8 protein-coding genes and 2 pseudogenes are annotated in these 12,926 nt (G+C 58.4%); 3 read left to right on the top strand and 7 right to left on the bottom strand.

What is annotated here, in order from left to right:
* Positions 1–129: 129 nt before the first annotated feature.
* The 5 genes from MJ8_RS07285 to MJ8_RS07265 form a co-directional block, all read right to left on the bottom strand.
* Positions 130–2,247: a prolyl oligopeptidase family serine peptidase gene (locus MJ8_RS07285; protein ID WP_201413750.1), complete on the bottom strand. Its 2,118-nt coding sequence runs from the start codon at positions 2,245–2,247 to the stop codon at positions 130–132.
* Between the two features lie 483 nt (positions 2,248–2,730).
* Entirely contained in the window at positions 2,731–4,179 is a 1,449-nt protein-coding gene (locus MJ8_RS07280) for a M20/M25/M40 family metallo-hydrolase (protein ID WP_225248167.1), read from the bottom strand.
* A gap of 35 nt (positions 4,180–4,214) precedes the next feature.
* Positions 4,215–4,958, bottom strand: coding sequence for an amino acid ABC transporter ATP-binding protein (locus MJ8_RS07275; protein WP_225248295.1), 744 nt, complete (start codon positions 4,956–4,958; stop codon positions 4,215–4,217).
* Between the two features lie 116 nt (positions 4,959–5,074).
* Positions 5,075–6,049, bottom strand: coding sequence for an amino acid ABC transporter permease (locus tag MJ8_RS07270; protein ID WP_201413747.1), 975 nt, complete (start codon positions 6,047–6,049; stop codon positions 5,075–5,077).
* 50 nt (positions 6,050–6,099) lie between these two features.
* Positions 6,100–6,930 (bottom strand): transporter substrate-binding domain-containing protein, encoded by an 831-nt coding sequence (locus tag MJ8_RS07265; RefSeq protein ID WP_201413746.1) that lies wholly within the window; start codon positions 6,928–6,930, stop codon positions 6,100–6,102.
* Between the two features lie 353 nt (positions 6,931–7,283).
* Here MJ8_RS07265 and MJ8_RS07260 point away from each other — a divergent pair, with 353 nt between their 5' ends.
* Together MJ8_RS07260 and MJ8_RS07255 are read left to right on the top strand one after the other, a co-directional pair.
* Positions 7,284–7,658 carry a transposase gene (locus MJ8_RS07260; protein ID WP_201413745.1) on the top strand — a complete coding sequence of 125 codons (375 nt, stop codon included), beginning with the start codon at positions 7,284–7,286 and terminating at the stop codon, positions 7,656–7,658.
* 65 nt (positions 7,659–7,723) lie between these two features.
* Positions 7,724–8,815, top strand: coding sequence for an IS110 family transposase (locus tag MJ8_RS07255; RefSeq protein ID WP_201415339.1), 1,092 nt, complete (start codon positions 7,724–7,726; stop codon positions 8,813–8,815).
* A 1,229-nt stretch (positions 8,816–10,044) separates the two neighbouring features.
* Here MJ8_RS07255 and MJ8_RS32215 read toward each other — a convergent pair.
* Positions 10,045–10,568, bottom strand: a pseudogene (locus tag MJ8_RS32215) (transposase); the annotation flags it as partial.
* 287 nt (positions 10,569–10,855) lie between these two features.
* On the opposite strand from MJ8_RS32215, the pseudogene MJ8_RS07245 reads away from it, so the two are divergent.
* Positions 10,856–12,007: pseudogene (locus tag MJ8_RS07245) on the top strand (IS256 family transposase).
* Between the two features lie 72 nt (positions 12,008–12,079).
* Here MJ8_RS07245 and panD read toward each other — a convergent pair.
* Complete coding sequence (panD, locus tag MJ8_RS07240; RefSeq protein WP_201413743.1) at positions 12,080–12,508, bottom strand: aspartate 1-decarboxylase; 429 nt, start codon at positions 12,506–12,508, stop codon at positions 12,080–12,082.
* Between the last annotated feature and the right edge of the window lie 418 nt (positions 12,509–12,926).

The following is a 12,926-nucleotide window of genomic DNA, read 5'->3' as shown; positions in this document are numbered from 1 at the left end:
TCCAATTCCGCACTGCTCTTTTTTGACGTCAACAAGGACAGTCAGGCCAAAATCCGACACCTCCTAAATTAAGAGGCGGCGCAACTCGGATGCTTACCCTGCAGCAGCTTTCGAGCCGTGAGCAGGGGCTTAGCCGCTCGATCGTTGGAGATGGTCGAGCACCCAAGCCATTCGAAATGCTCTTTCCTCGGCTACGCTAGGCCCATGTGAAGCACCGCTGTGGCCGCCTACCATCCGCATGCGAAATACAAGGTTAGGGTCGCGATTGCCCGCGCAAGACCGACGCTGCGCCACATAGCGAGCGGGCTGGTAAAAGAGCACCTGGCCGTCATCGAAGGCGGCGTCGATATACGTGGGCGGAAGTGGCCGATCCGGGCCGAGGTTGTAGTACGGATCGTAGCTGCGCAGGTACCGATAGTCGTCGGCGATGTGGGGGTCCCCATACTCCGCCGTTTCCTGAAGCGCGTACGGCATCGTGAATCCCATCTCGGTATCCAGGATATCGGCGAGCGGAACCTCAGCGAGCACTGCGCGGAACAAGTCGGGCCGCAAGGCAGCCGTGGCAAGCACAACACCCCCGCCGGCGCTGGCGCCCTCGATTACGATTCCGTCGCGGGTGGCGATCCCCCGCTCAACTAGCCCCTCGGCAGCGGCGATCAGATCTGTGTGTGTAATACGTTTCCGATCGCGGGTAGCCGCCTCGTGCCATAGGCGTCCGAGCTCGCCCCCCCCCCGCACATGCACCCAACCGAATGCAACCCCGCGGTCGAGCAGGCTCAAGCGAGCAGTCATGAATGAGGGCCAAGTCATGAACGACGGCCATCTCGATGATCCGTAACACCCATAGACACGCAGTACAACCGGCCCAGGGCTCGTTCGATCGCGGCGCGCGGCCAACGAAATCGGGACCTGAACCCCGTCTTCTGCCTCCGCCATGACGACCCTTGCCACGTATTGAGTTCGGTCATACCCTGGAACGCGGGCCTGGTATAGGACCGTCGGTCGGTCGTGGACGAGATCATGCTCGACGACGGTGTCCGGCGTCACAAACGAGCTAACCGAGTAGATAATCTTCGAGCTTCGGAACGGATGCCGGGCGACCGAATAGCTACCACCTGCTGATAGGCCCACCTTCAGAGTGCAACTCGGCTCATCGGGAATGATCGTGGCCCCAACCTGCCCGCTTCTGTCACGCGAGACCAGGCGTGGGCGGAGGCCCTCTCGCTCCAAAAGAACCAAGTGCTGGTCGAGCACATGGATTTCCTCGATGGTCACGCCCGATCGATGCGGAACGACCTCCTTCCAGCACGACGGTGACGGGTCACCTATCGGCGCACGAACGAGACGCCAGTACGGTCCAGCGTCGTTCACGCGGAACAGGAACGTGTCGTCCCAGTGCTCGGCAAAGACCTCGTATCCGAGTTCCCGCGTTATGATCCGGCACCACCTGCCTCCGGGCTCGTGGGCAGGAAGACACCATACCTCTGCAGCGCCGCGCTGAACGGGAGTGGACAAGTCCCAGGTCGTAAGTACGTCGATGAATAACCAAGCACCGCTACCAGAACGGCGAATCAACACCTCCAATCGCTCGTTGGCCTCTTCGAACACCACCTCTGGGTTCCCGACTTCGACGTCCAAACGGACAATGTGATCGTGTTGCTTGCGGTCAGTGCGCTCTCGCGTGAAAAAGAGCGTGTGATTGTCGGTAGCCCATACGACCCGCCCGACGCGACATGACTCGCGCCAGACGTCTCGGCCGTTGGCCATGTCCCGGACCGCAAATTCGTAGCTCTCATTGCCGATAAGATCAAAGCTAAATGCCAGGTAACGCCCGTCGTCGCTCGGCTCGAAGACGCCGAGCGAATAGAACACCTCGGCTCCAGGTATCGCGTTCGGGTCGAGGACAAGCTCGGCTGAGCCTCCGGTTGCTGGCCGACGCCACCACGCAGGATGCGACAAGCCCAACTCTTGTCTTTGGAAATACTCGAAAAGCCCCACCTGGAACGCTGGCGGGCCGTCTTCGCAAGGCTGACGACCTTCGATCTCAGCGATGAGTTCCGCCTTAAGCCTTGCCAGATGAGCTGTCGCCTGCTCCGCGTAGCTGTTCTCGGCTTCCAGATAGGCGCGAGCGTCAGGCCTCTCCCGATCGCGAAGCCAGCCATAAGAATCTATTGTGACGTCGCCATGAAGGACCCTGACCCGTGGTTCAGCCCGAGGAAGCGGTGGCTGCAGGCCCTCTTCTCCCATCACACTGACCTCACACGAATACAAAAGCGAGGATTTGCCTCGGCAGCACGGGAATGATTAATTCCTGCATTAATGTCCTTTCTCGGCCGCTGTGGCCGTCGATCGAAAATCATCGGCGCTTTGCTCGTCAACTTGCTCCAGCAGCCTCGGCACGCGGAACGGCCTTCCGCCGACGAGGTCCACCGGAAGAATGCGTTGGGCGCAGGAATATCCTCGTCCTGAAGCGCAAAGCCGGACATTAACCTGCACGCCTAGGTGCTTCGGGATAGCGGTCGCGATGTCGATATCGGAACCCCCGCGATTCAGTGAGTATTCCCAGATGCGCCGTCACGACTAGGTTGCTTAATTTCTGCTTAGATAGTTATTCTGATCACACCTGCACGGAGGATACCGGCCCCTTGTCGATTGACCTTTTTGTCGATGAACCGCGGTGCCCTCAACGACACCTTCCGTGTATTTCCTTCGTTTTGGCGGACGGTTACATTAGCCCTTCTCGGCCGCTGTGGCCATTGACCGAAACTCATCGGCGCTTTGCTCGCCAACTTTCTCCAGCAACCTTGGCCATGCAGAAAGACCTTCCGCCAACGAGGTCAACCGGAAGAATTCGTTGGGCGCATGAATATCCTCGTCCTGAAGGGCAAAACCGAACATTAGCGTCTGAACCCCGAGCAACTCTTGGAATATCACTGTGATCGGGATGGACCCGCCAAGTCGCACAAGTACCGGCTCTTGACCGGTCGCCTCGGACAAGACTTTCTTGGCGGCAAGCACGAGTGGGTGTCCGGTAGGAAGGCTGAAGGCGCCGCTCCCAGTTCCCAGGTCGTCGATCGAGAACTCAACATCCGGGGGGCAAACAGCGCGCAGGTGAGTCTTAAGTGCGTTTGATACTTGATCGGAGTCCTGTCCGGGTACGGTTCTCAACGACAGCTTAGCATGGGCGGTGCTTGGGATCACTGTTTTGCCGCCGAATCCGGTGTAACCTCCCCACATTCCGTTTACGTCCAAGGCCGGTCGAAGCGTTAGCCGCTCACGAACCGAGAAGGCTTGTTCTCCATGTGCGCGCGCTCCAACGTCCGTAACGAAAGCGGCCGCGTCGAAAGGAAATGCTGCGGTCTCAGCCCGAGCGTCGAGGGAAGGTATGGGCGCCATCAGTCCCGGAATCGCGATCCCACCAACATCGTCATGTAACGAAGCGATGATCCTCGCCATCTCATGTGCGGCGTTCCGGATCGCCCCCCCGTAGCGACCAGAATGAACGTCCTTGTTGGCTGTTCGAATTGAAATCTCAAACTCGACAATTCCGCGCGAGCCGACATTAATCGTCGGAATTTCGCAATGCGCTCGCGCGCCGTCAGCGGAGATCATTCCATCAGCCTGTAGCAAGTCCCTGTACTGTTCAACAATTGCGCGCAAACTTGGACTGTTGGTTTCCTCCTCTCCCTCCAAAAAAACTTTGACGTTCACGGGGCAGGCGCCCCGGACTTTCAGAAAGGCTGCGATGGTTTCGAGCGCGATTGCAGTCGAGCCTTTTACGTCAGATGCACCGCGCGCGTAGACCCGTCCATCGCGGAGGGTTGGTTCGAAAGGTGGAGTTATCCAAGCTTCTAGGGGATCGGGCGGCTGGACATCATAATGTCCATAGATGAGCAAAGTAGGCCTTCCCGGGGCCCCATTCCAAGCTCCGTAAACCGCAGAGTGTCCGCCGCCATCGAGTAGCTGGACGTTGTCTAAGCCCATGCGCTTGAGCCAGTCCACCAGAAATGTTTGCGCAGCGAGCATCCCTCCTGCAAACGCAGGATCTGTACTTACACTTGGCAAGCGCAAAAAGGCACAAAGTCTATCCACAATCTCGTCCTGGCGAACAAGTAGGTCCTGAACTATTGCATCTATGTGCACACTATCCTCTTGATAACTGAAAGACTCTAGGTACATTTAACCTTCAATATCCCTTTAGTTGGTACTGACGATCAGTGCGAAAGTATTTGGCTCAGGAATATCTTTGTTCTTTCCTGTTGTGCATTGGTGAAGAAGTCGTGAGGAGTGCCCTCTTCGACGATCCGGCCCGAATCCATAAAGATCACTCGGTCTGCGACCGAGCGCGCGAAGCCCATCTCGTGCGTGACGCAGATCATGGTCATGCCATCGCGCGCCAGACTGGTCATCGTCTCGAGCACCTCGGCAACCATCTCCGGATCGAGCGATGAGGTCGGCTCATCAAAGAGCATGACTGCTGGCTCCATGCAGAGGGAACGTGCAATTGCGACGCGCTGCTGCTGTCCTCCGGAGAGCTGAGCCGGATATTTGTTAGCCTGCTCCGGAATGCGCACGCGCTTGAGGAATTTTAGGGCCAGCTTCCTTGCCTCGGCCTCCGGTACACCCTTGATCCACATCGGGGCGGCCATGCAGTTCATCAGCACCGTCATGTGCGGAAATAGGTTGAAGTTCTGGAAGACCATGCCGACGTTCTGACGAACTTCAGCCACGTTGCGCATCTTGCTGTGCAACCTGATCCCATTAACGGTAATCTCGCCCTCCTGGTGCGCCTCGAGCCGGTTGAAGCAGCGGATCAGCGTCGACTTTCCCGATCCAGAAGGGCCGCAGATGACGACGCGCTCACCTTTGCGGACGGTGAGGCTCACGTCAGTCAGCGCTCTGAAGGCGCCGTACCACTTCGAGACGTTCTTCGCTTCAATTACTTTGTCCGCGATCACCGCCGCTTGCTCCTGCCGAAATAAGCTCCGATTCGATCCCGACTCGATATGCTTGGCATCGGCAGACGTCCTGGCAAGGTTCTGACCGCCCTTCAGTTGACTTATGTTGCCCACGGTCATCGCACCTTACTCCTAACAAAATAGCGCTCGATCCGGGATTGAATCAGCTCGAGGCAAACGGACAGAATCCAATAGATGATCGCGGCAGTGATCAGCATCTCTAAGTGATGAAAGGTTGGCTGGCCGAGCGTACGAGCAAGAAATGTGAGCTCCCACACGCCGAGGACCGAAACGAGCGAACTGTCTTTCAGCATCCCGATAAACATGTTCCCCATCGGCGGAAGGATTACAGGAAACGCCTGCGGCAGGATGATTTTGCGCATCGTGAGGCCAAAGCCGAAGCTCATGGAGCGGGATGCCTCCCACTGACCGCGATCGATGCTGGCGATGCCCGCACGGAAGATTTCTGTCATATACGCCCCGATGCACAGCGACAGCGCCAATATGCCGGATGGCACGGCATTCAGGACGATGCCCAGCTGCGGCAAACCGAGATAGATCAGATAAACCTGCATCAGAAGTGGCAGGCCCCGGAAAAAGGAGGTATAAAAGCTAGCGATACCGTAAGCAAAGCCGTTGCTTGATAGCTTCGCTATGGCAGCAGCAATTCCTATAATCGATGCAAAAACCAATGATATCGCCGAAATATAAAGTGTCGTCATCACCCCTTGCGCTATTAGAAAAGGAAGCTTATCTAAAATAAAATGCAGATTTAGATTGAATACTTTAATGAAAACAATAAATAATACTAGCAGTTCGACCCAAACAACGCCGATCTGCACTTTCAGCGGAACAAAACCGATGAGCACTAAATTGAGGCAGAAGACGACCGCAATCAAAAAGGCGATTGCGAAGCGCCCGTAAAGACCGCTCCCTAGCGGCTCCCCGATGACCGGCCGCACAAGCTCACCCAGAGCGGTACCCGTCAGATCGATCCCAAGAAAGACAGAGAGCACGACCGCAAAGATCACGGCGATGAACCATGGCTTATGGACGAGTACTTCGGATTCAACTGTGTCCTGGTAAAGCATGAGATGTCCTTTAACGATGGCGCGGTTTGACCGCTCCATCCTCACGAGCTTCACTTTGCGATGGTGTAATCGGCCTCGTACCATTTGATCGACATCTTGGAAAGCGTGCCGTCATCCCTCATGCTCTGGATGGCGGCCGCAATTTTATCGCTGAATTCCTTGTCGCCGCGAAGTGTGGCGATCGCGCCGCCCCAGGAAAAGAGCGTTCCGATGATCTTGATAGGATAGCCGGCTTTGATCGCGTTTTTCGTCGAAATCTCGTCGAAGACGATGCCGTCAAGACGAACGCCATCGCCGAGGCGAAGGTCGTCCTTTGCAGTTAAGTCGCCTTGGTAGCTCTTCACCTCGCTCGGCGTGAATTGGTATTGGACCGGCGGAGCGCCGTAAATTTCAAGCGTATGCTTGGCATAGAATTCATCTACCGATCCCGCCGTGGCTCCAACCACCTTGCCATCAAGATCCGAAGGCTTGGTTGCCTTGCTATCCTTGTGAACGACGGCGACCGTGTTGGAGTAGATGTACCGGGCCGGGAAATCGAATTTCTCGGCGCGCTCTTTAGTTGGCAGCATCTGACCCATGGTAAGGTCCCAACGGCCCTCCCATTTGCCGGAAGTGACGATATCCCAATCGGGCGTCACGAATTTAACCTCCACGCCAAGATATTTCGCGACGCCCTTGGCGACGTCCACATCGAATCCGTCGAGCTCGCCCTTGTCGTTTACAAACGAAGCAGGGGGCCAGCCCACGGAAGTCGCCACGGTCAACGTCTTTGTGCCGAGCACTTTATCGAGCACGGCCCCAGCACTGGCCGCGCTGGTCGAAACCACGGATATAACTGCTAGTGATGCTGCAGCTGTAATCACCATCGAAAGCTTGTTCATACGACATCCCCAATTATTTATGGTTCATGGGCTCGGCAATGCTCATTCCCGGACCGAACTTGGTGCCGCTACCTATCGCCAATCTGGCGCACCTGAAGCTGAACCGGCAAGAACATAATCGATATCATTGTCATCTGGAACTTAGATGGGGTCCGGCGACTGTTCCTCACACCGCTCAGCGTTCCTGGCGGTATGAGTTCGGTATTCACGTTAATCCGATAGTGATGTTACCTCCTAGGTCATGTTCAGGGACTGAGATCGGTGGCCCGCCCTTTCGCGCGATGAAAGACGAGGTTGCTCGGAGGGGCCTAGCCGATCCTCAGGCACGGAGGGAGAGTGTAGCGAAGCGTTTGTTGCGTTTGATTAGCCAAGAAGAAGGTTGCGATCGCGTAGGCGGCCGCACCGTCGAAGTCCGATTTGTCGTCGAGGTCGAATATAGTTCTGCGGCGATCGAGCGGACGATTACGAGGCTGGGAAAGTATGATCGACTGCACGTCTGCTTCGAAGCCCGGCCGACGGGTTACGGGTCGTGCCGGCAAGTTCGCGATCTCGGACACGGCTGCATGGTGGTTGCGCCGGCCCTGATCTCGAAGGGGCCGGGCGAGCGCGTCAAGACCAATCGGCGGGACTCTATAACGCTGGCGCGACTGCATCGGGCGAGCGAACTGATCGGGGTATGGGCGCCGGACGTGGTCCACCAAGTTGTCCGCGATCTGGTCCGGGTATAGATGGGGTATTCGGCTTGTGCCCCATTCTTGATGAAGAGGCATAGTAGGTGCTGCGCTTCGAGCTGATGATAGAACGTGGTCTGTCCAAACAGCCACAAGCATCAGGAAAGGAAGCGCAGCATGAAACATTTGCCGGACTGGATGTCTCTGTGAAAGAGACCTCTGTTTGCATTGTCGACGAGACCGGCAAGATTTGCCGCGAGGTGAAAGTCGTCAGCCATCCCGATGACCTCATCGCGGTTCTCAAGGATCCGACCTTGCGGATCGAGCGGATTGGGCTTGAGGCCGGGCCCTTGTCGCAATGGCTGTTCGAAGGTCTGGCCAACGCTGGCTTGCCGGCGATCTGCATCGAGACCCGCCACACCAAAGCGTTCCTCAAGGCGCAGCCGAACAAGAGCGATCGCAACGATGCGCGCGGCATCGCCCAGATGATGCGCGTCAACTTGTACCGGCCGGTGCACGTCAAGACGATGACCAGTCAGAAGCGCCGAGCGCTGCTGACGGCACGCAAGCTGCTGCGAGAAAAGGCTCTCGCCATCGAGAACGACCTGCGCGGCCTACTGCGCAACTTCGGTCTCAAGGTCGGTGTGGTCGGCGCGGTGAAGTTCGAGGCGCGCATTTGCGAACTCGTGAAAGGACATTTCGATCTGTCCGAAATTGTTGAGCCGCTGCTTGATGCGCGCCGGAAGCTGCGAGAGAACTTTGCGACGCTGCACCGCAAACTTCTGACGATCGTCCGGAATGACGAGGTCTGTCGGCGCCTGATGACGATTCCGGGCGTCGGCCCTGTCGTGGCGCTGGCCTATACCGCGACGATCGACATTCCTCAGCGGTTCAGGAACTCCAAAGCGGTGGGGCCGATCCTGGGGCTAACGCCCGCAATGAACCAATCGGGCGAGAGCCGCCGCATCGGTTGCATCTCGCTATGTGGCGACGGCATGATGCGGACTTTGCTCTACGAAGCCGCGCAGGTCCTGCTGGCCAATGTGAAAAAATGGTCTTGGCTGAAAGCCTGGGCAATGAACGTGGCCAAGCGGCGTGGGCGGCAAAAAGCCATTGTCGCGCTTTCACGTCGGCTGGCCGTGATCATGCATCGCATGTGGGTGGACGGCACAGAGTTCCGCTGGACCAGGAAAGAAATTACGCCGGCTGCCTGACCAAGGCGATCAAGGAAGGAGACAACAAGTTCCACTTGCCAGTGGAAAGATGTCCTTCGCGGACGATGGATGAGGTGAGTTCGCTGTCGCGCTAGTACCGATCGCATATCGCTATCGCGATCAGGACGAGCTATAGATTTGTTCCACCTCATTCTTCTACCCCATGGTGGGAAGGCCCCCGTGCCGATCCCGGAGAGAAGCAAGACCCGCGAAAGACATCAAGGCCCCGGCGAAGTGGAAAGCTTGAAAGCGCTTGACTTCAAAACGCCGAATAGAGAAGCGCGACAATCTGGATGAGACGGAATCTCACCTTGTTTGTCGCCGCGCATCCGGGCTCGGGAAGCTGCCGCTGATGACCTGCGCCGCAAACGCCAGTAGCTACTTTCCTTCCTACCGCGCCATGGGCGGATCTAACGAGAATGGCGGTCATTGGACAGTGGCGCACCGGCGATGGGTTGCCCCCCAGGAGCTTCGAGCATGCAGTGGAGGAGAAGATCGACGCGGTCGAGGGTGCGGCTCAGCGACTAGACCGCTTGGCTGAGCAGTTGCGCGCCGTCGTACTACCTAGTCCATGACGCGGGTCGTCGATGCCTATTAGGCCATGTGCGGCCCCTCGTTCTTAGTCGCAGGGATCTTTGCGGCGAGATTGGGGATGTGCCTCGCTTCGATACGCGGCCGGAGTTGATGGGCTTTATCGGCGGCGTCCCTTGGAGCGCTCGACCGGTGACGGTTCGCCGGTCGAGCCTTACGCTCGCCGGCAATCGACGCGCCAGCCGCGCCAGGTCGAAGCGCGATGGACTTATCGCTATCCCGCCAGGGTCAGCGAGGCCCTGAGGGTGCGGCTGGATGGGCTGCCCAAGGCTGTCTGTGATATTGTCAGGAAGGGGCGGCCGGCTCTGCGCCTCAGCGCCGCCGGCAAGAAGCCGCCGGTGGTTTGGCTGCGATCGCACGCGAGATGGCCGCCTTCTTGTGCGCCATCGGCCGGGAGGTCTCGCCGACGAAGCCGGTCTCGACCCTACCCGTTGCACAGTGCTGGTGGGCGGTGCCACACGATAGGAACTCCCGTCGCTAGTTGTGTGGCCGAGCCGATGCGCCCGACGCCCCCTCTCCAGACCGAGGACAGCCCGAGACGAAGACACGGAAGGCCACTACCCGGCCCCCGCCCTGCTCGGCTTCAGCCACTCCGACCGCTTCGAAAGCTGCCAAGCAGGCGAGCTTCTTCCCTTCAACCTTGACAGGGAACATGAGACTAAACGGGCGGCATATGCACTTGTCGGCATCTTGCTGGGAAGCACGTTCATGGCGACCAAGCGGCGGTAGCGGCGTTGTACACATGGATCGGCAGGAAGCAGCGCTCGTCGTAGTGCGCGTTGAAGAGCGACAACTCATGGCCATGAGACACCGAGCGTATCGTCGATGTCGAGTGTCACGCTCTCGGGCGATGCGGCATAGGTCGACAGCCACAGGTCGACCAGCACATCGCCGAACCGAATGACGATCTTGAGGTCGGGCAGGGTCTCCACGCACTGCGAGCACAGGTCGAGCCAGCTGTAGGACAACCGTCCGCAGGCAAGCCTGAGGGCCGGGTCGGTACGCATCCGATCAAGATGGCTGGCACTCCTGATAGCCGAAGCCGACCGCAAATATGCCGGCGCGCAGGATGTCGGTCGTGGCGCGCCTTACCTGTGCGGGTGAGGAGGACGTGGATCGTAGCCGCAAGCTGGTCGGCCAGTCGGAGGCGCCGTTCAGCGGCGGGCCGCCATCCGATTAGGAACCGCCGCCTACCTCAAATTACGCCTTAAGCTACATACGCCACCCTCTCCCAAGGTGCATAAGATGGCTAGGCGGTTCCGTGAATTCAGCGAGCTCAAAATCTTTTTAGGGTCGTGTCCCGCGAGGTGGTGTAGCTCGGCGGTAGCGAAGCCGCTCGCGAGCGCGCCCTCAATGGCGCCGTAGCGAGTGAGCGGCGCAGCGGTGGTCATCGATGTTCTTCCGTTAGGGTCGGGTTGCTGACACCAACCTGATTCGAAGGAACCACCGATGACCGACGACATGATGAACCTGCGCGCGCTCGTGGAGAAGACCCCCGATGCCGATCTCCTGCGCGAGATGATCGGCTTTGCCGCTGAGCGTCTGATGGAACTGGAGGTGGGTGCCGCGACAGGCGCCGGCTATGGCGAGAAGAGCACGGTGCGGACCGCCCAGCGCAATGGCTACCGCGACAGGGATTGGGAGACCCGGGCCGGAACGGTCGAGCTGCGCATCCCCAAGCTGAGGAAAGGCTCCTACTTCCCCAGCTTCCTAGAGCCTCGCCGCATGGCTGAGAAGGCGCTGACTGCCGTCATCCAGGAGGCCTACGTCCAAGGTATCTCGACCCGCTCGGTCGACGACCTGGTTAAGGCGATGGGCATGAGCGGCATCTCCAAGAGCCAGGTGTCGCGGCTGTGCGAAGAGATCGACGGCAAGGTGAAGGCCTTCCTCGAACGGCCGATCGAAGGTGACTGGCCGTATCTTTGGATCAATGCGACTTATCTCAAGGTTGCGCCGCGGCGGCCGCATCGTCTCGGTCGCCGTCATCATCGCGGTGGGCGTGAACACCGACGGCCGGCGCGAGGTGCTCGGCATGGAGATAGGCACCTCGGAGGCCGAGCCGATCTGGACGGAGTTCCTGCGCAAGCTCACCCGGCGCGGCCTGCGCGGGGTCAAGCTTGTCGTCTCCGATGCCCATGAGGGTGCGCTGCCGCGTCCACTTCATGAGGAACGTGCTGGCGCATGCCGGCAAGAGCGGCCGCCGCGTCCTTCATCGCCACCGCCTTCGCGCAGGAGACGCCCGAAGCCGCCAGTGCCCAGTGGCGCGCCGTCGCCGACCAGATCAGGCCGAAGGTGCCGAAGCTGGCCGCCATCCTCGACAACGCCGAACCCGACGTGCTCGCCTACATGACCTTCCCGAAGGAGCATCGGGCCAAGCTTCACAGCACGAATCCGATCGAGCGTCTCAACGGCGAGATCAAGCGCCGAACCGAGGTCGTCGGCATCTTCCCCAACGACAACGCCATCCTCCGCCTCGTCGGCGCGCTGCTGCTCGAGCAGAACGATGAATGGGCCGTGCAGCGGGCCCGCTACATGACACTGGAAACCATCAGCCAGATGAGCGATGATCCCCTCATCAGCCTGCCCGCCGTGGCACGCTGATCAGCCCGGCCATGCCGGAGAGCACGGCGACCAACGCCGTCAGCTACACCACTTCCTGAGACACGATCCTTTTTAGGCGTTACCATCAGGAGACCCGTCACGAATCGCGAACGCCTTTGTTCCATCTTCGTTGATCCAACCATCGTAGAACATGCGGCCGCGAACAGAATTGTCCCGGTGAAACGTCAGTACTCGCGGTTTGATCTCTGCCATCTGATGCTCCTCAATGTATGCGGAGGAGCAAACGATTATCTCATCCCCGACCTGGCAGGTGCGAGCAGCGGCGCCGTTCAGCACACAGCAACGAGAACCTCGCTCCCCGTAAATGACGTACGTACTGATTCGCGCGCCTGAAGCCTTATTCCAGATCTCAACGAATTCCATTGGAAGAATCCCTACCTCTTGGCAATGCTCTGGATCCAAGGTTATTGAGCCGTTATAGTTCAAATCCGCGTCGGTTACAGTGATACAATGAAGCTTGGCGGCAACGAATTTTCTCATCTACACGGTTCCTCTTTCGGCTATGGATCACTGCGCCTGCGCGACTGCAATAATTGGTATGATCACCCCAAGAGTGGCTTTCAGATGGTATCGGCAATGATGACTGAGATCGCGGTCATCACACGCCACACGGAGGAGGCGGTCAGGCGCAGGTTGGCCTATCATGGGTCGCAGGCATTGCCGGTCTAACGATCCCTTCTTCCCATAGAATATTTCCCGACGCAGACCTGACATGTTTCTTCCTTCAACGCGATGTTAGCTACGACTATATGCCAGTCGGCAGCTTCTATCGCCTCGCAACCAACGTCGCAAACTTGGTGCCAATTCGGCTGATCGAGCCGGAGATAGTATTTTGTGATCGCATTTCAGCGATTTGGCCTGTGGTCAACTAACGATTTTTCGATAAGCCTGTGTCATG

Origin of the sequence: Mesorhizobium sp. J8, from assembly GCF_016591715.1 — a bacterium.
Lineage (GTDB): Bacteria > Pseudomonadota > Alphaproteobacteria > Rhizobiales > Rhizobiaceae > Mesorhizobium.
This window is presented reverse-complemented; position numbering and strand designations above follow the sequence as displayed.